We start from the raw sequence: 20,666 nt of genomic DNA on the forward strand, positions 1-20,666 counted from the left end.
GGCGAAGATGGTCCGGTGACCACACCCCGCACCGCCCCCCGCCTGATCGCCACCGACCTGGACGGCACCCTGCTCTGCGCCGGCGGCACCGTCAGCGCCCGAACCGCCGCGGCCCTCGCGGCAGCCGAGGCGGCCGGCGTCCAGGTGGTGTTCGTGACCGGCCGGCCGCCGCGCTGGATGCAGCAGGTGAGCGCGCACATCGGCGGCCACGGCGTGGCGATCTGCTCCAACGGCGGCGCGGTGGTGGACGTGCGGCGCGGCGAGCTGCTGGAGTCCTCCCCGCTCGGGGCCGAGGCCGCGCTCGCCGTGGTGGCGGCGCTGCGGGCGAAGCTGCCCGGTACCGCGTTCGCCTTCGAGTACCCGGCCGGGTTCGCCCGCGAACCCGGGTACGAGCTGCGGATGTGGGGCGAGGACGAGAGCCACCCGGTCGGCCCGGCGGAGGAGCTGCTCGGCACCGGCGGACCGGTGAAGGGGCTGTTCAAGCTGCTGGCCAAACACCCGGACCTCGACCCGGACAAGCTGCTCACCGAGGCGCGCGCGGTGGCCGGCCACCTGGCCGAGATCACCCGCTCGGCACCGGTCCCGCTGCTGGAGATCAGCGCGCCCGGCGTCACCAAGGCCAGCACGCTGGCCCGCTGGTGCGCCGAGCGCGGGATCGACCGGAACGACGTGGTGGCCTTCGGCGACATGCCGAACGACCTGGAGATGCTGGCCTGGGCCGGCACCGCGTACGCCGTGGCCAACGCGCACCCGCAGGTGCTGGCGGCGGTGCCGCTGCACACCGTGAGCAACGAGCAGGACGGCGTCGCGGCGGTGCTGGAGCGGCTCCTGGGGCGTGTCTGACCCCGGAGCCGCCCCAGCCGCAGCCCGGCCCACCCGAAGCGGCCGTTGGCGTAGTCCGCGGTCCGCTGCCCGCGCGGGGCGCCGAAGAGCTTCCCGGTCGGCCCGGCCTCGACGATCCGGCCCGGGGTGCCGTGGGCGGCCAGGAAGAACGCGCAGGACTGCGGGACCCGCGCTGGCGGCCGTTCGCGGCGCGCAAGGTCCGGCCGACGCAGCGGTCGGCGGCCGGGAGGATCGGCAGACCGAACCCGCCGCTCATCGGGCGGCATCGGATCGCCTCAAAGGCGCTTTGCGGAGCGGGAGTTCGAGAGCCGGCTGCTTCACCAGCAGCACCACGAACCGCCGGAAGGCGTTCTGGCAGGTCGCGTACCGCTCGTACGCGCGACTGGAGCGCACCTCCGGGAGGGTGTGCGAGCCGGGGACGACCCAGATCCAGCCGATGCCGTCCCGGACGTGCGTGATCCGGGCGACCAGGGTGTCGGCGCCGACGCGCAGGCCCTCGAAGCCTCGCTCGGCCTCGACGGCCGTCTCGAACGCGGCCGGAGTGACCGCCACCACGCGGCCGTTGGGCGCCTTGAGCTGCCAGCGGTAGCGCCCGTCCGGCGACCGTTCGGCCCGGAACCCCCCTCGACCTGCCCCTGCTGCGGCGCGACCGCGGCCCGACGCGTCCACTGTCCCCCCAGTCCGGTACCTCTCCGAGACGGGAGCAAAGCTATGTGTGCACACGAGCGCGCCGGAAGGGCGGGAAACGCACAACTTGCTCCGTTGGCCGCGAAGTTCTCCCTCGTTCAGCATGCACCGGCCGCGCACCACCCACCCCCCACTTGCACCCCGCTCCAGCACTTTCCGTTCGGAAACGTGCGAGCGCCAGGGGCCGCGGGGCCGCCCGACCGGCTCAGAGCCGGGCCGTCCAGCGCACCGTCGTGCCCTTCCCGTACGGCCCCGGCTCGTGCCAGGCGTCGCCGCCGAGCACCTCCGCGCGCCGGGTCAGGTTGCTCAGCCCGCTGCGCCGGCCGTCCGGCGGTATGCCGACGCCGTCGTCCGTCACGGTGAGCAGCACTCCCGGCCGGCCACCGCGGTCCAGCGACTCCGGGTCGCCGCCGACCGGGTGGCCCGCGTCGTCCAGGTGGACGGTCGCGTCGACCTCCACACCGACCCGCGAGGCCCGCGCGTGCCGGGCCGTGTTGGAGAGCATCTCCCTCAGCGCGGCCAGGAGCTGGCGGCCGGTCTTCTCTCCGACCATGCTCTCGACCGGGCCGATGAAGGTCACCGAGGGCTTGAAGCCGAGCGCTGCCGCGGCCTGGCTGCCCTCGCGCAGCACCCTGGTCCGCAGGGTGTCCGGCGCATCGCCGTGGTTGTCGTGCTGGAGGGCGTAGATGGTGGTGCGGACCTCCTGGATGGTGGCGTCCAGCTCGTCCACCGCCTTGCCGATGCTGACCTTGGTCTCGGGCACGACGGCGCGCCGGGCCGCGCTCTCCAGCATCATCCCGGTCGCGAACAGCCGCTGGATCACCAGGTCGTGGAGGTCCCGGGCGATCCGGTCGCGGTCCTGGAAGACGGCCAGCCGCTGCTGGTCCCGCTGCCCCTCGGCCAGCCGGAGGGCCAGCGCGGCCTGGGAGGCGAAGGTCTCGGCGAGCTGCTTCTCCGCGCCGGTGAACGCCACCGCGCCTCGCGCACGCCAGACGCTGAGCCCGCCCAGCACCCGCCCGGCGGCGACCATCGGCACCGCCATCGACGGACCGAAGCTGCGCGCCAGCCGCATCACCACCGTCGGGTCGCTGGACATGTCGTCGAGGTGGACGCTCTCGCCCTGCAGCAGCCGTGCGGCGAAGCTGTCCTTCGGCAGCAGCTCGCCCCGGACGAACTCGGCCGCCTCCCCGGAGGCGTGGGCCACCCGCATCTGCCCGTCCCCCTCGCCGGTCGGCAGCAGGATCATGCCGAGCGCGGCGTCCGCCAGCTCCCGGACCTGCTCCGCCGCGATGGTCAGGGCGACCTGCGCGCCGTCGGTGGAGAGCAGTGCCGTGGTGACGGCCGCCGCGCCGGCGATCCAGCGCTCACGGCGCCGGCCCTCCTCGTAGAGCCGGGAGTTCTCGATCGCGACGCCGGCCGCGGCGGCGAGCGCGTGCACCACCTGCTCGTCCTCGGGAGTGAAGGCGCCGCCGCCCTTCTTCTCGGTGAGGTAGAGGTTGCCGAACACCTCGTCGCGGATCCGGATCGGCTCGCCGAGGAAGGTGCGCATCTGCGGGTGGTGTGACGGGAACCCGGAGGAGCGCGGGTCGGCACCGAGCTCGGTGAGCCGCAGCGGCTCGGGCCGGTCGATCAGCGCGCCGAGGATGCCCCGGCCGGCCGGCAGCTCGCCGATCCGGGCGGCGGTCCCGTCGTCGACCCCGACGTGGACGAAGTCGGCCAGGCCGTGGCCGCCCGGCGCGATCACCCCGAGGGCGGCGTACCGGGCGTCGACCAGCTCGGCCGCACCCGAGGCGATCCGGTGCAGCGTGGCGTGCAGGTCGAGCCCGGCGCCGACCGAGACCACGGCCTCCAGCAGCCGCTGCATCCGGTCGGTCACGGCGGCCGCGGACTGCAGCCGCTCCGCCACCTCGGTGACCAGAGTGTCCAGCCCGAGCGAGGAGATCTCGGGCACCCGATGGGGAGCCGGGTCCGGAGCGGCGTCGGGCGGGTCGGGCGTGGGGTCCATGAGACGAGCGTAGTTTGTACGGTTTTCGACCGAAGGGTGGCGGAGCGGACGGGCGGAGCGGACGGGCGGAGCGGACGGGCGGAGCGGACGGGCGGAGGGCGGCGGACGGCGCGACCGGAGCGGTGCCGCCGGTCGGGCTCAGCGCGCGGCCGGCACCGGCGCCCCCTCCCCCGCACCGGCCGGCACGGACCCGTCCGCCTCCCGCTCGCGCTCCCACATCACCCGCAGCCGGCCGCCCGGCTCCGCGACCAGCGCGGACCACCGGCCGCGCTCGACCACCCGGCCGCCGTCCAGGACCAGCACCTCGTCGACCGTGGCGTCGTCCAGACCGGCCAGCCGGTGGGTGATCAGGACGGTGGTCCGGCCGGCCGTGGCGGCCAGCAGGTCGGCGGTGAGCGCGTCGGCCGTCGGCAGGTCGAGGTGCTCGGCCGGCTCGTCCAGCACCAGCACCGGGAAGTCGGCCAGCAGGGCCCGGGCCAGTGCGAGCCGCCGGCGCTGGCCGCCGGAGAGCCGGGCGCCGTGCTCGCCGACCATGGTGTCCAGCCCCGCCGGGAGGGTGTCGGTCCAGTCCAGCAGCCGGGCGGCGGCCAGCGCGGCGCGCAGCTGCGCCTCGTCGGCGCCGGGCCGGGCCAGACGCAGGTTCTCCCGCAGCGAGCTGTCGAAGACGTGGGCGTCCTGCGCGCAGAGTCCGATCACCCGGCGGACGTCGTCCCCGGCCAGCTCTCGGCTGTCCACAGCCTGTGGACGGCCGGCGGCGAGCGTGATGCTCCCCGCCACCGGGTCGAGGAAGCGCAGCAGGGCCTGGGCGAGCGTGGTCTTGCCGGAGCCGGACGGCCCGACGACGGCGATCCGCCGCCCCGGGGCGAGGTCGAGGTCGACGCCGGCCAGCGCGTCCACCGGCTGCCCCGGGTGCCGAACGGTCAGACCGCGCACCGCGATCGGCAGCGGCTGCTCGGGCAGCGCCGCCGGCTCGGCCGGTTCGGCGACCGGCGCGGGCGCGTTCAGCACCTCGTCGAGGCGCGCGGCGGCGGCCCGGCTGCGGCGGCGGGCCTGGACGGCGAGCGGCATCCCGGTGACGGCCTCGAAGGCGGCCAGCGGGGTGAGCACCACCACTGCCAGGCAGACCGGGGCCAGCGCGCCGCCGTGCACACCCTGGACGCCGACCGCCGCGGCGGCGGTCACGGTCAGCCCGGTGAGCAAGGTGATCAGGCCGGTGCCGAGCGCCGCGGTGGCCGCCGAACGGGCGGCCAGCCCGGTGAGCGCGGCGTCGGCGGCGCGCACGGCGGCCAGCCGGCGGGGCAGCGCCCCGGCGACGGCGAGCTCGGCCGTCCCGGTGAAGGTGTCGACCACGGCGGTGGCCAGCCGGCCCCGGGCCGGGGCCTGCCGCCGCTCGGCGCCGGCCGACCAGCGCCCGGTCAGCGCGGGCACCGCCGCCCCGGCGAGCAGCAGGCCGACGCCGAGCACCAGCCCGGCGGCCGGCAGGAAGGCGCCCAGCGCGACCGCGGAGCCCAGCGACACCACCGCGGCCACGGCGACCGGCAGCCGCCAGCGCAGGTAGTGGTCCTGCACCGCGTCGACGTCGGCGACCAGCCGGGAGAGCAGGTCGCCGCGCCGGAAGGCGGGCAGCCCGGCCGGGGCGAGCACGGTGAGCCGGCGGTGGACGGCGGCCCGGACGGTGCCGAGGCTGCGCAGCACGGCGTCGTGCGAGACCAGCCGTTCGGCGTAGCGGAAGACGCTCCGCCCGATACCGAAGGCGCGCACCGAGGTGACGGCCATCATCAGGTGGAGGACCGGCGGCATCTCGGAGGCCCGGGAGATCAGGTAGCCGGAGGTGGCCATCAGCGCGACCGCGCACCCCAGGGCGAGTGCGCCGAGCAGTACCGAGAGCGCCAGCCGGGGCTTCACCCCGTGCTCCCCGGCCGGCCCGTCCGCCGGGGCGACGTCGGCGTCCGCCGGGGCGGGCACCGGCCGCCCGCTGTGGACGGGCACCGGCGGCGCACCGCCCGGCAGCGCACCGCCGGCCGCCTCCGGCCCGGCGGCGTCCGGCGCCTCCAGCCGTACCTGCCGGTCGGCGACCGCGAGCAGTGCGGGCCGGTGCGCGACCAGCAGCACGGTCCGCCCCGGGTCGGCCGCCAGCGCCCGGACGGCCGCCACCACGGCCGCCTCCGACTCGCCGTCCAGGTTGGCGGTCGGCTCGTCCAGCAGCACCAGCGGCCGGTCGTCGGCGAGCAGCACCCGGGCCAGCGCCAGCCGCTGCCGCTGGCCGGCCGAGAGCCCGGCGCCGTCCTCGCCGAGCACGGTCTCGGGGCCCTGCGGCAGCCCCTGCACGAAGTCGAGCGCGTGCGCGGCCCGCAGCGCCGCACGCAGCTCCGCCTCGCCGGCGTCCGGCCGGTAGAGCCGGACGTTGTCGGCGACCGTCCCGGCGAACAGGTGCGGGTGCTGCGGCACCCAGGCGATCCGGGACCGCCAGCCGTCCGGCTCCAGCTCGGCCAGGTCGTACGTCCGGCCGTCGGCCGCGGTGATCCTGACGGTGCCGGCGTCCGGCGCGGTGAGCCCGAGCAGGACGCCGAGCAGGGTGGACTTGCCGGCCCCGCTCGGTCCGGTGAGCGCGACCGCCTCCCCGGGGCGGAGCGTCAGGCCGGCGCCGGCCAGCGCGGGCGCGGCCCGGCCGGGGAAGGCGACGGTCAGGCCGACGGCCTCCACGGTGGCGCCCGCCGGGTCGGGCGCCGGCACGGTGCCGGCCTCCGGAAGCGGGGTCTCCAGCACCCGGAAGAGCTCGTCGGCCGCCGTCAGCCCCTCGACACTGGAGTGGTAGAGCGCGCCGACCTGGCGGATCGGGAAGTAGACCTCGGGCGCCAGGATCAGGATCAGCAGTCCGGTCTCCAGGTCCAGCGTGCCGTCCACCAGCCGGAAGCCGATCGAGACGGCGACCAGCGCCACCGAGAGCGTGGAGAGCAGCTCCAGCGCGAACGAGGAGATGAAGGCGATCCGCAGGGTGCGCAGGGTGGCCCGGCGGTAGTCGGCGGTGATCCGGGCGACGGTCGCGGCCTGGGCCCGGGCCCGGTTGAAGACCTTGAGCGTCGGCAGCCCGGCGACCACGTCCAGGAAGTGGTGCGAGAGCCGGGAGAGGGTGGCCCACTGCCGGTCCATCCGGGACTGGGTGGCCATCCCGATCAGCACCATGAAGAGCGGGATCAGCGGGAGCGTCCCGGCGATGATCGCGGCGGAGGCGAGGTCGGCGCCGAGGATCCGCAGCAGGACGACGACCGGGACGACCACCGCGAGCGCCAGCTGCGGCAGGTACCGGGCGAAGTAGTCGTCCAGCGCGTCGACGCCGCGGGTGGCGAGGGTGGCGAGCTCGCCGGTGCGCCGGCCCGCCAGGTAGGCCGGGCCGAGCGCGGTGGCGTGGTCGAGCAGCCGGCGCCGCAGGGTGGACTTCACCCGGGCGACCGACCGGTGGGCGACGAGCTCGGTGAGCCAGCCGACCAGCCCGCGCCCCACCGCCGTCAGCGCCAGCAGCACCAGCGGGGTGGTGAGCTCGCCGAGCGCGGCCCGCTGCTGGAAGCCGCGGACCACGATCTCGGCGATCAGGCTCGCCTGGGCGACCACCAGGGCCGCGTTCACGGTGCCGAGCAGCACCGATCCGGCGAGGAAGGCCCTGGTGGTGCGCGCGTACCCGAGCAGGCGGGGGTCGACCGGCTTCACGGCTCAGCCCTGGTCGGCCGCGGCGGCCGGGGCGTGCCCGGGGATGTGGTGGACGCCGATCCGCCGGCGGAACACCCAGTACGTCCAGCCCTGGTAGAGCAGCACCAGCGGGGTGAAGACGGCGGCCACGACGGTCATCAGCTTCAACGTGTACGGCGAGGAGGCCGCGTTGCTCACCGTCAGGCTCCAGCCGTCGTTCAGGGTCGACGGCATCACGTCCGGGAAGAGCGCGAGGAAGAGCATCGCGACCGCGGCCACCACGGTCGCCCCGGAGAGGACGAACGCCCAGCCCTCCCGGCCCAGCCGGGTGGCCGCCAGCGAGCCGGCCAGCGCGAGCACGGCCAGCACCAGCGCCACCAGGCTCCGGCCGTTGCCGTTGTCGGCCTGGGTCCAGACCAGGAAGACGGCGGCCAGCACCGCCGTCACCAGGCCGAGCCGGAGCGCCATGGCCCGGGACCGCTCCCGGATGTCACCGACCGTCTTGAGCGCGGCGAAGACCGCGCCGTGGAAGGTGAAGAGGCTCAGGGTGACCAGACCGCCCAGCAGGGCGTAGGGGTTGAGCAGGTCCCAGAAGCCGCCGACGTAGTTCTTCTGCGCGTCGATGTCGACGCCGCGGACGATGTTGGCGAAGGCCACGCCCCAGAGGAAGGCCGGGATCAGCGAGGTCCAGAAGATGGCCTCCTCCCAGTTCCGCTGCCAGCGCGGGTCCGGGCGCTTGGCCCGGTACTCGAAGGCGACGCCGCGCACGATCAGGCAGACCAGGATCAGCAGCAGCGGGATGTAGAAGCCGCTGAAGAGCGTCGCGTACCAGTCGGGGAAGGCCGCGAAGGTGGCGCCGCCGGCGGTGAGCAGCCAGACCTCGTTCCCGTCCCAGACCGGGCCGATGGTGTTGATCAGGACGCGCCGCTCGGCGGTTCCGCGGGCCAGCGGCTTGGTGAGGATGCCGATGCCGAAGTCGAAGCCCTCCAGGAAGAAGTAGCCGATCCAGAGGACGGCGATCAGGACGAACCAGACGTCGTGGAGTTGCATGGTCGATCGGTCCTATCCGTCGTCAGTAGGCGAAGGCGAGGGGCTTGTCGGCGTCTTCGTCCGCGGACGGGCCGCGCAGTGACGGGTCCGCGGACGGCGGCTGCTCGGACGTGACCGGGCCGGCCTTGGCGTACTTGACCAGCAGCCGGACCTCGATGACGGCGAGGACGGCGTACAGCGCGGTGAAGGTGGCCAGCGCGCCGATCTGGGTGCCCACGCCCACGTTCGGCGAGACGGCGCTCGCGGTGGTCATCAGTCCGAAGACGGCCCACGGCTGGCGGCCCATCTCGGTGAAGACCCAGCCGAAGCTGTTGGCGACCAGCGGGAAGCCCATGGTGAGGATGCCGATCCGCCAGCTCCACTTGGTGAGGAAGGGGCCGAGCTCGCGGCCCGGGGTCAGCATCAGCCGCGGCACCTCGGTGTCGCCGGTGCGGAACCCGGGGGCCAGGAACCACTTCTTCCGGGTGGTCCAGAGTCCGACCAGGCCGGCCATGAAGGAGGTCATCCCGAAGCCGATCATGAGGCGGAAGCCCCAGTAGGTCACGAAGATGCTCGGGATGTAGTCCTTGGGGTCGCCACCGTACTTGGCGGCCTCGGCGGCGGCCGTGTCGTTGATGCCGGGGACGGACGAGCTGAAGTCGCTGTTGGCGAGGAAGGAGAGTATCCCCGGGACCTCCAGCTCCACCGAGTTGTGGCCCTTGCCGACGTCGCCGACGGCGAAGACCGAGAACGGCGCGGGGGCCTGGGTGTCCCACAGGGCCTCGGCGGCGGCCATCTTCATCGGCTGCTGGCGGAACATGACCTTGGCCAGCGAGTCGCCGCTGACCGCGGTGCCCAGGCCGAAGACGACCGCCAGGACGAGGCCGAGCCGGAGCGAGGTGCGCATCACGGCGACCTTCTTCGGGTCCGCGCTGCCGGGCCGGCGCTTGGCCTTCCAGAGGTGGAAGGAGGCGATGCCGACCATGAAGGCGGCGCCGGTGAGGAAGGCGGCGGTCAGGGTGTGCAGGACGACGGTCACGGTGGTGTCCTGGAACAGGACCCGGGTGATGTCGGTGAGCTGCGCCTTCCCGGTGGCCGGGTCGACGGTGTAGCCGACCGGGTGCTGCATCCAGGAGTTCGCCGCCAGGATGAAGTAGGCGGAGAGCACCGTGCCGAGCGCGACCATCCAGATGCAGGCGCAGTGCAGCTTCTTCGGCAGCTTGTCCCAGCCGAAGATCCACAGGCCGATGAAGGTCGATTCGAAGAAGAAGGCGATCAGCGCCTCCATCGCGAGCGGGGCGCCGAAGACGTCGCCGACGAACCGGGAGTAGTCCGACCAGTTCATGCCGAACTGGAACTCCTGGACGATGCCGGTGACGACGCCCATCGCGATGTTGATCAGGAAGAGCTTGCCCCAGAACTTGGTGGCGTGGAAGTACTTCTCCTTGTCCGTCCGCACCCAGGCGGTCTCCAGTCCGGCCACGACGGCGGCCAGGCTGATGGTGAGCGGGACGAAGAGGAAGTGGTAGACGGTGGTGATGCCGAATTGCCATCGCGCGATGGTCTCGTGAGCGATTGCCAGTTCCACGTCGCCCTCTCTCCAACCGACCTGGTGAAGGTCACTTACCGGACAAACTTCAGAAACGTCATCTCTAGCCGTAGACCGCTGCTCATCAGCGCAAGCTTGCCCGCTTGTGAACGTGAACACGTTCACAAGGGCCAGTATCCATCATGCTTACGGGCGGATTGCGGGCGGGGTGGGGCTGAACCGGCCGCTGACCGGCAGCGATGCCGTGCGCACAGTCTGCGAAGTCGCCCCGGCGCCCACAACGAGCGGCCGGGCGAACCGGGGGATGATCTTGGCCGATCCGGCGCTTGACAGCCGCCGGAACGGCCGGACCGTCCTACCGGGCGGCCGCTGAGGCCGATCGGCAGGACGGTCCGGTCACGCGGACGGTCCGGTCACGCGGACGGGGCGGTCGCCCGGCCGCGGTTTCCGTCCTAGTGGCTGCCGTACGGGCGGGTGATGATCTCCATGCCGTGGCCGGCCGGGTCGAGGAAGTACAGGCCCCGGCCGCCGTGGTGGTGGTTGATCTCGCCGACCAGCTTCATGGCGGGATCGGCGAAGTACGTGACGCCGTCGGCCGTGATCCGGGCGAGCGCCGCGTCGAACTCCTCGTCCGAGACGAGGAAGGCGTAGTGCTGCGGGACGACGGACTCCGCCGGAACGCTCGCGAAGTCGAGAGTGACGCCGTTGTCGACGGCCACGGGGACGAACGGCCCCCACTCCGGCCCGACCTCAAGGCCGAGGATGCCCGCCAGGAACGCGGCGGACTCCCGGTTGTCCCGGGCGTGGACGATCGTGTGATCGAACTGGACTGTCATGCTTCGAATGCCTCCGTAAGGCACTCACGGGCTACCTCCATGCCTCACCCAGCCGGTGACCGACACGCGATGCCGTACCCGTGATCCTAGGGTCTGCCCCGGTCCGCGCCCCCGCCCGGGCGGGGGTGATCTCCTCCCGTCCGGGCTTCCTTCCCGTGCGGACGATGCGAACCATCGTCGGGGGGACGGCTAGGAAGCCGGCCCCCGGGTGACGGCACCGAGCTCCGCGAGGTCGTCCTCGCCGAGCCGCACCGAGGCGGCGGCGACGTTCTCCTCCAGGTGTGCCGGGGAGGAGGTGCCCGGGATCGCCAGGACGGTCGGGGCGGCGGCGAGCAGCCAGGCCAGCATCACCTGGGCGCGGGTGGCGCCGTGGCGCTCGGCCACCGCCCGGAGCACCGGGTGGTCCGGCACGCCCGTGCCGCCCAGCGGGTAGAAGGGGACGAAGCCGATGCCGCGGTCTGCGCAGTCCTCGACCAGCGCCGCGTCGGCGGCGCTGTGCTCCAGCACGCTGAACTTGTTCTGCACCGCGACCACCGGGGCGATCTCCTCCGCCTCGGCGAGCTGGGCCGCGTTGACGTTGCTGACGCCGAGGTGCCGGATCAGCCCCTCCTCGCGCAGCTCGGCCAGCGCGGCGAAGGGCTCGGCGATCGAGCTCTGACTGGGCATCCGCCGCAGGTAGACGACGTCGAGACGGTCCACGGCCAGCTCGCGCAGGTTGCGGTGGACGGCCTCGCGCAGCCCGGTGCGGTCGGCCGGGTCCATCCAGGTGCCGTCGGGGAAACGGCCCGGACCGACCTTGGTGGCGATCACCAGGTTCTCCGGGTACGGGTGGAGGGCCTCACGGATCAGGACGTTGGCGAAGACGTCCTCGTAGAAGTAGAACCAGGCCGTGTCGATGTGGTCGATGCCGAGATCCACGGCCCGGCGCAGCACCGCACGGCTCTGCTCGGGGTCGCAGGCCGGGCCCTGCCAGTCCCGCATCGGCAGCTTCATCGCCCCGAAGCCCATCCGGGACACCGGGAGATCGCCGCCGAGGAGGAGGGAGCCGGACACGGTGACATGAGGTGAGATCGTCATGGCCTCAAGCCTCCGGCGGACTCGCCATCCCCCTCGCCGATCTGGCAGTTTGCTGCCATGAGTACCGATCGGATCATCACCCTGCACGGAGAACAGGAGCTCGTCCAGCGGGTCGGTCACCTGTTCGTCGCCTCGCGCGAGGAGTTCCTGGTCGCCGCCGCCGACCTGATGACCTGGTCGACCGGGGTCAACGCCGCCTTCCGCGAGGGCAAGCGCCCCCACGTCGTCCCCGGCCTCACCATGCGCAAGCTCTACACCCGGCGCGCGCTCGCCGACCCGGAGTCGCACAAGCGGCTGCTGCGGATCGCCGCCTCCGGCATCGAGGTCCGGATCTCCGACGGGCCGCTCGCCCGCGAGGCGATCATCATCGACCGGCGCACCGCGATCCTCGCCGGTGCTCCGGTCCGCGGCGTGCGCACCTTCACCGTGGTCCGGACGCCGGAGGTGGTCGACGGCGTGCGCTCGCTCTTCCGCGCCACCTGGGAGACGGCCACCGACCTCGCCGACTGCACCGCGGCCCCGCCGCTCCTCACCGACCAGGCCCGGCAGATCCTCCAGGCCCTCGCCGCCGGGCACACCGACGAGACCGGGGCCCGGCTGCTCGGCCTCTCCCTGCGGACCTACCGCCGCCGGGTCGCCGAGTTGATGGTCACGCTCGGCGCCAACTCCCGTTTCCAGGCCGGCCTCCTCGCCCGGGACTTCCAGCCCGACGGCCCGCAGTGAACCGACGGCACCGGGCCTTCGCCGCCGGCGCCCGAGGCAGACCGGAACGCCGCGGGGAGGCCCGTGTTCGGACCTCCCCGCGGCGCCGGGTCCGCGTCCGTCCCCCGATCGGGCGCGAACGCGGTGATCAGGCGGACTGACCCGCCTTGCGGCGGGAGACGTGGACGGCCGCGGCGCCCAGGCTGATCGCCAGGCCGGCGCCCAGCACGAGGTACGGGGTGGCCGGGTTGGAGCCGGTCTCGGCCAGCTCGCCCGCGGTGGCCGTGGTGCCGGCGGCCGTGGTGCCGGTGCCGGTGCCAGTGCCGGTCTTGGTGGCGCCGGTCTTGGCAGCGGCGGCCGCGCCGCCGGTGCCGGTCGAACCGCCGGTGCCGGTCGAACCGCTGTCGTTCGACGTGCCGGTGCTCGTGCCGGTGACGCCCGTACCGGTCTCCGCGACCGGGGTCACCGCACCGGTGCCCGAGCCGGCACCCGCGTCCGTACCGGTGGCCGGCGCCGGCTCACCGCCGGTGGTCGGGGTGGGGGTGGGGGTGGGTCGGGCCGCGGCCACCCGGGCGTCGGCGAGCGCCTTGTCGGCGTCCGCCTTGGCCGTGGCAGCGGCCTTCTTGGCCTCCCCCAGCTGGAACAGCTTGCGCAGCTCGGCGACCCGGGCGTCGTCGAGGGCATCGCCCGCGGCCTTGAGCGCGGTGTCCGCGGCGGTCTTCGCCGCGGCGGCGGCCTTGGCGGCCTCGGTGGCCTTGTGCAGGCGGGTCAGGATGGCGACCCGCTCGTCCTCCGACGTGGTCGGGTCGTCGAGCTTCGCGGTCTCGGCCTGGGCGGCGGCGAGCGCCTTGTCCGCGGCGGCCTTGGCGTCCGCGGCCTGCTTGGCCGCGGCCCGGACCGCCTCGACCTTGCCCAGGTAGGGCTGCGAGTCGGCCATGAAGGCGTTGACCTTGGCCTGCTGGGCGGCCTCGGCGGCCACGGCCGCGTCGTACGCCTTCGCGGCCTCGGCGGCGGCCTGCTCCAGGGCGGCGACGGACGGGGTCTGAGCCGCCGGCGCCGGCGCCGGCGCCGCGAAGGCACGGCTCGCGGAGAGGACCGCGCTGGGCGAGATCACGGCGGCGACCATGGCAGCCGTGACCAGGGCACGGCGGAGCTTCACGATGACCTCTTCAAGGGTCGACAAGAAACGGCGGAAGCCGTTGTCGGAGCGGCGATTCCCGCTCGGCGGCCCGATCATAGGCATACGGATTCCGTACGCTCCATGCCGGTTCCCGGCAGCGGAACGACCGTCAGGTTTCCTGGATCAGAACCACGCTGACGCCCCGCCAGGTCCCGCGTCAGCGCTGTCGGGGCAGCTCCAGACGGAAGGTGGCCCCCCGGCCGGGAGCGGTGTGGAGGGTGAGGGTGCCGCCGTGGGCGTGGGTGAGGGCGGTCGCGATGGCGAGGCCCAGGCCGGCCCCGCCGCCGTCGTGACGGCTGCGCGAGGCGTCGACGCGGTAGAAGCGGTGGAAGACCAGGGCGGCCTGCTCGGTGGTGAGTCCCGGACCGGAGTCGGCGACCTCCAGCAGGCAGAGGCCGTCCGGGTCGGTGCCGACGCCGATCCGCACCGCGGTCCCCGGCGGGGTGTGCTTGACCGCGTTGCCGACCAGGTTGGTCACCACCTGGCGCAGCCGCGCCTCGTCCCCGAGGACCGGCGCCGGGCCGGGCGAGCCGTCGCCGGCCGGGCCGGTGAGGGCGACCGGACGGGACGGGTCCAGGGCGACGAGGTCGTGCAGGGCGTCCGCGGCGAGGGTGCGCAGGTCCATCGGGGCGACGTCGAGCGGGCGCTCCTCGTCGAGCCGGGCGAGCACCAGCAGGTCCTCGACCAGGGCGCCCATCCGGACCGCCTCGTTCTCGATCCGGGACATCGTCCGGGTGACGTCCGCCTCGGTGGGCAGCGCGCCCATCCGGTACAGCTCGGCGAAGCCGCGGATGCCGGCCAGCGGGGTGCGCAGCTCGTGCGAGGCGTCGGCGACGAACCGCCGCATCCGTGCCTCGGACTCGGCCCGGGCCGCGAACGCGGCCTCGATCTGGGTGAGCATGCCGTTCAGCGCGATGGACAGCCGGCCGACCTCGGTGCGCGGCGGGAGCGCGGGCATCCGGTGCGAGAGCTCGCCGGAGGCGATCAGCGCGGCCCCCTCCTCGATCCGGCGCAGCGGCCGCAGTCCGGCCCGGACGGCGAAGAAGCCGAGCGCCGCGATCAGCACCAGGACGGCGCCCCCGATCGCCAGGAAGGAGGTGCGCAGCCGGGCCACGGTGGCGTCGATGTCCTCGCGCGAGACGGCCACCATCAGGTACGCGGCGTTGGGAGTCGGGCTGGCGAAGACGCTGGCCGGGGCGGCCGACCGCTGGAGCGGCAGGACCACCGCCCGCCAGGAGGTGCGGCCGCGCTGGTCGGGCAGGTCGAAGGGGGTTCCGGGGGAGGCGGCGGCCGGGTCGAGCCCGGCCAGCTGCGGCGCCGGGTCGTTCTCGTTGACCGGCTGGCGGACGACCTGCTGCACCCGGCCGTCCGCGGAGAGGTACTGCACCAGGTACTGGCTGGGCAGCGCCGCCAGGTAGTTGGGGGCGGACCGCTTGCCGGCGACCGACGGCTGCCGGCTTTCGGGCCAGGTGGTCCGGCCCGGGGCGCGCTTCGACAGCGGCTCGCCGAAGCGCTGCAGCTGCTCGTCCAGCCGCTGCACCAGCTGCATCCGGACGGTACCGAGAACCACGGTGTCGCTGACGGCGAGACCGGTGGTGACCAGCGCGAGTGCGAGCACGAGCAGCCGGGCGCGCAGGGACAGCCGGGTGAGCATCGGGGCGGTTCCGTCAGGTCTGGTGAGGCCGGCGCAGGGCGTAGCCGATGCCGCGCACGGTGTGGATCAGCTTGGGGCCGTGGGTCGGGCCCGAGTCGAGTTTGCGGCGCAGGTAGGAGATGTAGGACTCGACGATGGAGAGGTCGCCGCCGAAGTCGTAGGCCCAGACGTGGTCGAGGATCTGCGCCTTGGAGACCACCCGGCCGACGTTGGCCATCAGGTAGTGCAGCAGCTTGAACTCGGTGGGGGAGAGTGCGACGGGGGTGCCGCCGCGGGTGACCTCGTGGGCGATCGGGTCGAGGGTGAGGTCGGCGACGACCAGTCGGCCGTCCTCGGCGGGGCCGCCGGCCCGGCGCAGGATGGCGCGGATCCTGGCGATCAGCTCCTCCAGGCTGAACGGCTTGGTGACGTAGTCGTCCGCGCCGGCCGCGAGGCCCTGGACCTTGTCGCCGACGCCGTCCTTGGCGGTGAGGAAGAGCACCGGCAGGTGGTCGCCGGAGTGGCCGTGCGCGGGGCGGGCGATCTGGCCGCGGCTGGTCTGCTCGCGCAGCCGCTCGACCACGGTGAAGCCGTCGAGGTCGGGCAGCATCACGTCGAGGACGACCAGGTCGGGGCGGTCGGCGGCGATCAGGTCGAGCGCCTCGGCGCCGGTGGCGGCGGAGGCGACCCGGAAACCGGAGAAGCGCAGCGAGGCGGAGAGCAGCTCGCGGATGTTGGGTTCGTCGTCGACGACGAGGAGGAACGCCTCCCCCGGGCCGCCGGCCACCGCGGAGCCGCCTGGTGTGGACACAGTGCCTTGCACGGGGGTTCCGCCTCCCGGTCGGACGATGACGTTCAGCTTGAGGCTAGCCCGCCGAGGCTATGCGCCGTCGATGAATGTTGGATTAACACCTTATCGGGCGGTTTTGCGCGAACAAGCCCGCCGGGGCTGGTTCGGTGGTGTGCGCACGGGCGGCGGCCGTTCCGGGAGGGCTGCCCGCCCTGCCGCGGGCGGGGTCGTGCGGCCCGGCCGCCGGAAGGTCCGGCCGGGCCGCACGGGCGTCCGGGGGCTGCGGGGTCAGCCGCCGGACGCGGTCCGGTTGCCCCCTCCGCCGCCCGGGAAGCCGCCGAAGCCGCCCGCCCCGCCGAAGCCGGTGCCGCCCTCGACGAGCTGGCTGGCCGCGTAGCCACCGTTGGCGTCGGGGGTGCCGACGACGGTCACGCTCTGGCCCGGCTGCAGGTCGGCGACCTTGCCCTCCTTGTTGAGCTGGACCTTCGTCGCGTCGCCGGTGGTGACCTTGACGGTGTTGCCGTTGGCGTCGGTGAGGTAGACGGTGGTGCCGTCGACGGCCTTGACGGTGCCGCGGGTGAAACCGCCCTGACCGCCCTGGCCGTTGCCCTGACCGCCCTGGCCGCCCCGGCGGCCGCCGTTCTGGCCGGGGGCACCGGGGGTCGCACCGGTCCCGCGGGGCTGCTGGCCGCCGGCCACCGCCCGGCCGGACCCGCCGGAGCCGTTGTCCTTCTCGTACCAGACGCCGCCCGCGAAGGCGGCCGTGGCGATCACCGCACCCCCCAGGGCGAGGCTCAGCCAGGGCAGCTTGCGTCGCGGGGGCGCGGCCAGTTCCGCGGTGACGTCCCGGGCGTCCGGCGCGGTGGAGAGCAGGACGACCTGCTCGGCCGGGGTGCTCGGCTCGATCTCGTTGCTCATGGGTGTCTCGTCCTACTCGTGGGCTACTCGGGCCCGGGGCGTGTCGGACACGCCCCGGTGTGCGGACTGCGCCGGATCACTCGTGACGGAGGGCGTCGATCGGGCGCAGCGAGGCGGCCCGGTTGGCGGGGTAGCTGCCGAAGAACAGCCCGATCGCGACGGCGATGCCGAAGGCGCCGAGCACCGACTCGGGGATCACCACCGGCTTGATGCCGACGATGTCGAAGTGCGAGCCGGCGATCCCGACCAGCACGCCGAGCCCGGCGCCGATCACCGACAGCAGGGTGGACTCGGTCAGGAACTGCCCGAGGATCACCCCGCGCGGCGCGCCGAGCGCCTTGCGGATGCCGATCTCCCTGGTCCGCTCGGTGACGGTGACCAGCATGATGTTGGTGATGCCGATCCCGCCGACCAGCAGCGAGATCGCGGCCACTGCGCCCAGCAGCACGGTGAAGGTCTTCGTGGTGGACTCGCGGGCGGTGAGCAACGAGGCCTGGTTGCTGATCCGGAAGTCCGCCTTGCTCGGGTCGGCGATCGCGTGGGTGCCGAGCAGCACCCGGGTGATCTCGGACTGCGCCGTGGTGGTGGTGTCCGCGGAGGTGGCCTGCACCAGGATCTGGTTGACCGAGCCGAAGCCGGTGAAGGCGTTCTGCACCGTCGGCAGCGGGGCGATCACCACGTCGTCCGGGTCGGTGAAGCCGGTGCCGCCCTTGGCCTGGAGCACGCCGACCACGGTGAGCGGCGTGCCGCCGACGGTGATCTGCTTGCCGACCGGGTCGGCGGTGGCGAACAGCTGCTTGGCGGTGGTGGCGCCGAGCACGGCGACCTTGCGGGAGCCGAGCACGTCGTCGTTGGAGAAGTACTCGCCGTGGCCGATCCGCTGGTTCGCGGTCTCGAAGTAGGCGGGGTAGGTGCCGACGATCGAGCCGGGTGTGTACGAGATGTCCCCGTACAGCGCGGTGCCGGAGGCGGTGACGACCGGGGCGACCGACTTGATCGCCGTGGTGTCCGGGTCGCTCGCCAGCGCCTTGGCGTCGGCGACGGTGAGCTTCTTGGCGGCGGACGCCGTCCGCGCCCCGCCGAAGGAGGAACCGGAGCTGACGGTCAGCGAGTTGGTGCCGAGCGAGGTGATCGACTCCTTGACCGCCTCGGAGGAGCCGTTGCCGACCGCGAGCAGCAGGATCACCGAGGCGACACCGATCAGCACCCCGAGCATGGTCAGGGCGGAGCGCACCTTGTTGGCCGCCAGGCCGCCGACGGCGAAGCGGAGCATCTGCCAGAGGATCACGCGAGCACCCCCCGGACGTCGGCCGCCGGGCGCAGCGCGGGCGGGGGACCGTCCACCGGGGCCTGCCGGACGTCGCTGATGATCGCGCCGTCGACCAGCCGGATCACCCGCTTGGCGTGCCGCGCGACCTCGTCCTCGTGGGTGATCAGGACCACCGTGCGACCGGTCGCGTTGAGGCCGTCGATGATCGCGAGCACCTCCTCGGTGGAGCGGCTGTCCAGGTTGCCGGTGGGCTCGTCGGCGAGCAGCATCGCCGGCGCCGTGACCAGTGCGCGGGCCACCGCGACGCGCTGCTGCTGGCCGCCGGAGAGCTCGTTCGGGCGGTGCCCGGCACGCTCGGCCAGACCGACCAGCGAGAGTGCGGCCAGTGCCCTGCGCCGCCGCTCGGCGGCGCGCACGCCCGCGTAGGCGAGCGGCAGCTCGACCTGGGCGAGCGCGGTGGTGCGGGGGACGAGGTTGAAGGACTGGAAGATGAAGCCGATCTTGCGGTTGCGGACCAGGGAGAGCTGCTGCTCGTCCAGGTGTCCGACGTCGATGCCGTCCAGCAGGTAGCGGCCGGCGGTGGGGACGTCCAGGCAGCCGAGGATGTTCATCAGGGTGGACTTCCCGGAGCCCGAACTGCCCATCACCGCGACGTAGTCGCCCTGCTCGACGTCCAGGCTGACGCCCAGCGGCCCGCCGGTGGCCGGGTCGGCCGGCCCGTGCAGCGCGTGCACGGTGGCGTCGCCGTGCCCGTACGACTTGGTCAGGCTGCGGATCTGGATCACCGGTGGTGGCGCGGATCCCGGCTCGGCGGTGGGAATCTGGCGCGCCATCAGCGATTACCGCCGGCCCGACCCGCGCCGCCCCCGCCGCCCCCGGCGCCGCCGAACCCGGCGACGCCCGCGCCGCCGTTGCGGCCGCCCTGGCCGCCCGCTCCCGGGAAGGAGCCGTTGGGGAAGCCGTTGGTGCCGCTCGTGGAGGCGAGTTCGACCTTGTCGCCCTCCTGCAGCCCGGAGACCACCTGGACGGTGGTGTCGCCCTCGACGCCCACGCCGACCTCGACCCGCTCGGTGCTCCCGTCCGGGTGCACCACGGTGGCGGTGCGGCTGCTGCCGGTCCCGGCCAGCGCCGCGGTGGGCAGCGAGAGCGCGTTGTCGGCCTCACCGGTGACGACCGAGACGGTCGCGCTGAGGCCGGTGCGGAGCTTGCTGGTGTCGCCGGTGATCTGCAGCGTGGCCGCGTACTGGACGGCGGCCGCGCCGCCGGTGCCGCCGCTGCTCACGGGCAGCGAGCTGACCGACAGGACGGTGGCGTTGAGCTTGGTGTCGGACTGCGCGTTCAGGGTGACGGTGGCCGCCTCGCCCTTCTTCAGCTTGAGCGAGTCCAGCTCGGAGAAGTTCGCGGTGACCTGCATCCCGGTCGGGTTGGTCAGCACGATGAAGCCGCTCGGAGCGGCGGAGCCCGCGCTGCTGCCCGAGGACTTGGCGGCGCCCGAGGTGGTGCCCGTGCCGCCGCCCACCGTGTCGCCGACCTTGCCGGTGACCGACGCCACCGTGCCGTCCACCGAGGCGGTGAGGGTGGTCCCGACGAGGGCGGCCTGGGCGTTGGAGAGGTTGGTCTGCGCGGTGGCGACCTGCTGCCGGGCCTGCGCCACGGCGGCCTCGTCCACCTTGGTGGTGGTGATCGTGGTGGTCTGCGGAGCGGGCGTGCTGCTCGCGCCCGCTCCGCGCTCCCCGCCTCCGGCGCCCCCGCCGGCTCCGTTGCCGCCCGCACCGCCGGACGGCTGGGCGGTGCCCGGGATCTGCTGGGTGGTCGTGGTGGTGACCCCGGCCTCCGCCTTGTCGAGATTGGCGTCGGCCGTGGTGAGGGCCGCCTTGGCCGCGTCCACCTGTTGCTGGGCCGCCGTGGTGTCGACCGTCGCCAGCACCTGGCCCTTCGTCACGGTGTCGCCCACCGCCACCTTGATCGCGGTCAGCCTGCCGCCGGTCGTGAAGTCCTGCGCCGCGTCGGTCGGCGAAGCCAGGGTTCCGGTTCCGGACACGGTGGCCAGGACCGTGCCCTTGGCCACGGTCGCGGTCCGGACCTGGGCCTTGCCGGCCGCCTTCTCGGTACCGCCGTCCAGCGTCGTGTACGCCAGAGCCGCGGCGCCCACCAGGGCCACGCCGAGCGCGGAGTTCAGGAGGACGGCACCACGCCGTCGCGGGAGCACCTTCATGCCGCACAGCTTCGCCGGACGCCCTTTCGAGCTCCTGGGCCCCGGCTGGGAGAACGCCGACCACCCGAATCGGGTCATTCCGCCACGAGCCACCCCGTCCGAGCAGCCGGCTTGGCCGCGGCGAGGCCGACCGTTGGTGAACCTCCCAGCAGCCTCCCAGCCACCCCCAGCCATCCGGGAGGCGGCCGCCGCCCCGTCACGCCGGGAGCGGGCAGGACACCGCGGCCCGTCGCGCGGACGGCCCGCCC

Annotated in this window: 16 protein-coding genes; 2 read left to right on the forward strand and 14 right to left on the reverse strand. The window is 73.9% G+C overall.

Going from position 1 to position 20,666, the window contains the following annotated elements; translation table 11 throughout:
* Positions 1–15 precede the first annotated feature (15 nt).
* Positions 16–843, forward strand: a complete 828-nt coding sequence (locus ACF9IK_RS17130; protein WP_395295065.1) for an HAD family hydrolase — start codon at positions 16–18, stop codon at positions 841–843.
* Positions 844–1,095: 252 nt separating this feature from the next.
* Here ACF9IK_RS17130 and ACF9IK_RS17135 read toward each other — a convergent pair whose 3' ends face one another.
* From ACF9IK_RS17135 to ACF9IK_RS17165, 7 genes are all read right to left on the reverse strand, one after another.
* Positions 1,096–1,395, reverse strand: a complete 300-nt coding sequence (locus ACF9IK_RS17135; RefSeq protein ID WP_395295066.1) for a hypothetical protein — start codon at positions 1,393–1,395, stop codon at positions 1,096–1,098.
* Between the two features lie 340 nt (positions 1,396–1,735).
* Entirely contained in the window at positions 1,736–3,535 is a 1,800-nt protein-coding gene (locus tag ACF9IK_RS17140) for a sensor histidine kinase (protein ID WP_395295067.1), read from the reverse strand.
* Positions 3,536–3,673: 138 nt separating this feature from the next.
* Positions 3,674–7,240 (reverse strand): thiol reductant ABC exporter subunit CydD, encoded by a 3,567-nt coding sequence (gene cydD / locus ACF9IK_RS17145; RefSeq protein ID WP_395295068.1) that lies wholly within the window; start codon positions 7,238–7,240, stop codon positions 3,674–3,676.
* A 3-nt stretch (positions 7,241–7,243) separates the two neighbouring features.
* On the reverse strand, positions 7,244–8,269 hold the full coding sequence (gene cydB / locus ACF9IK_RS17150) for a cytochrome d ubiquinol oxidase subunit II (protein ID WP_395295069.1): 1,026 nt from the start codon (positions 8,267–8,269) through the stop codon (positions 7,244–7,246).
* 22 nt (positions 8,270–8,291) lie between these two features.
* On the reverse strand, positions 8,292–9,836 hold the full coding sequence (locus ACF9IK_RS17155) for a cytochrome ubiquinol oxidase subunit I (protein ID WP_395295070.1): 1,545 nt from the start codon (positions 9,834–9,836) through the stop codon (positions 8,292–8,294).
* Positions 9,837–10,249: 413 nt separating this feature from the next.
* Positions 10,250–10,633 carry a VOC family protein gene (locus ACF9IK_RS17160; protein WP_395295071.1) on the reverse strand — a complete coding sequence of 128 codons (384 nt, stop codon included), beginning with the start codon at positions 10,631–10,633 and terminating at the stop codon, positions 10,250–10,252.
* Between the two features lie 189 nt (positions 10,634–10,822).
* On the reverse strand, positions 10,823–11,710 hold the full coding sequence (locus ACF9IK_RS17165) for an oxidoreductase (protein ID WP_395295072.1): 888 nt from the start codon (positions 11,708–11,710) through the stop codon (positions 10,823–10,825).
* Between the two features lie 57 nt (positions 11,711–11,767).
* Between ACF9IK_RS17165 and ACF9IK_RS17170 the strand changes: the two genes are divergently transcribed.
* Positions 11,768–12,433, forward strand: coding sequence for a helix-turn-helix transcriptional regulator (locus ACF9IK_RS17170; RefSeq protein ID WP_395295073.1), 666 nt, complete (start codon positions 11,768–11,770; stop codon positions 12,431–12,433).
* A gap of 127 nt (positions 12,434–12,560) precedes the next feature.
* Here ACF9IK_RS17170 and ACF9IK_RS17175 read toward each other — a convergent pair whose 3' ends face one another.
* The 7 genes from ACF9IK_RS17175 to ACF9IK_RS17205 form a co-directional block, all read right to left on the reverse strand.
* On the reverse strand, positions 12,561–13,571 hold the full coding sequence (locus ACF9IK_RS17175; RefSeq protein ID WP_395295074.1) for an LAETG motif-containing sortase-dependent surface protein: 1,011 nt from the start codon (positions 13,569–13,571) through the stop codon (positions 12,561–12,563).
* 178 nt (positions 13,572–13,749) lie between these two features.
* A complete protein-coding gene (locus ACF9IK_RS17180) occupies positions 13,750–15,246 on the reverse strand; it encodes a sensor histidine kinase (RefSeq protein WP_395295075.1) in 1,497 nt (498 codons plus the stop codon).
* A 13-nt stretch (positions 15,247–15,259) separates the two neighbouring features.
* On the reverse strand, positions 15,260–16,012 hold the full coding sequence (locus ACF9IK_RS17185) for a response regulator transcription factor (RefSeq protein ID WP_395298600.1): 753 nt from the start codon (positions 16,010–16,012) through the stop codon (positions 15,260–15,262).
* A 291-nt stretch (positions 16,013–16,303) separates the two neighbouring features.
* On the reverse strand, positions 16,304–16,933 hold the full coding sequence (locus tag ACF9IK_RS17190) for a hypothetical protein (RefSeq protein WP_395295076.1): 630 nt from the start codon (positions 16,931–16,933) through the stop codon (positions 16,304–16,306).
* A gap of 76 nt (positions 16,934–17,009) precedes the next feature.
* Positions 17,010–18,221, reverse strand: coding sequence for an ABC transporter permease (locus ACF9IK_RS17195; protein WP_395295077.1), 1,212 nt, complete (start codon positions 18,219–18,221; stop codon positions 17,010–17,012).
* The gene (locus ACF9IK_RS17200) at positions 18,218–19,036 is read right to left on the reverse strand and encodes an ABC transporter ATP-binding protein (protein ID WP_395295078.1); all 819 of its coding nucleotides are present in this window, start codon (positions 19,034–19,036) and stop codon (positions 18,218–18,220) included. The genes ACF9IK_RS17195 and ACF9IK_RS17200 overlap by 4 nt, the downstream gene beginning before the upstream one ends.
* Entirely contained in the window at positions 19,036–20,418 is a 1,383-nt protein-coding gene (locus tag ACF9IK_RS17205; protein WP_395295079.1) for an efflux RND transporter periplasmic adaptor subunit, read from the reverse strand. Before ACF9IK_RS17205 ends, ACF9IK_RS17200 begins: the two co-directional genes overlap by 1 nt.
* Positions 20,419–20,666: the final 248 nt, after the last annotated feature.

The organism is Kitasatospora hibisci (assembly GCF_043950205.1).
In the GTDB taxonomy this organism is placed as follows: domain Bacteria; phylum Actinomycetota; class Actinomycetes; order Streptomycetales; family Streptomycetaceae; genus Kitasatospora; species Kitasatospora hibisci.

What these genes read in the sequence shown, in the direction of transcription:
- ACF9IK_RS17140 (WP_395295067.1), bottom strand. Translation starts at nt 3,535, where the DNA reads ATGGACCCCACGCCCGACCCGCCCGACGCCGCTCCGGACCCGGCTCCC.
- cydB (WP_395295069.1), bottom strand. Translation starts at nt 8,269, where the DNA reads ATGCAACTCCACGACGTCTGGTTCGTCCTGATCGCCGTCCTCTGGATC.
- ACF9IK_RS17160 (WP_395295071.1), bottom strand. Translation starts at nt 10,633, where the DNA reads ATGACAGTCCAGTTCGATCACACGATCGTCCACGCCCGGGACAACCGG.
- ACF9IK_RS17165 (WP_395295072.1), bottom strand. Translation starts at nt 11,710, where the DNA reads ATGACGATCTCACCTCATGTCACCGTGTCCGGCTCCCTCCTCCTCGGC.
- ACF9IK_RS17170 (WP_395295073.1), top strand. Translation starts at nt 11,768, where the DNA reads ATGAGTACCGATCGGATCATCACCCTGCACGGAGAACAGGAGCTCGTC.
- ACF9IK_RS17180 (WP_395295075.1), bottom strand. Translation starts at nt 15,246, where the DNA reads ATGCTCACCCGGCTGTCCCTGCGCGCCCGGCTGCTCGTGCTCGCACTC.
- ACF9IK_RS17190 (WP_395295076.1), bottom strand. Translation starts at nt 16,933, where the DNA reads ATGAGCAACGAGATCGAGCCGAGCACCCCGGCCGAGCAGGTCGTCCTG.
- ACF9IK_RS17200 (WP_395295078.1), bottom strand. Translation starts at nt 19,036, where the DNA reads ATGGCGCGCCAGATTCCCACCGCCGAGCCGGGATCCGCGCCACCACCG.
- ACF9IK_RS17205 (WP_395295079.1), bottom strand. Translation starts at nt 20,418, where the DNA reads ATGAAGGTGCTCCCGCGACGGCGTGGTGCCGTCCTCCTGAACTCCGCG.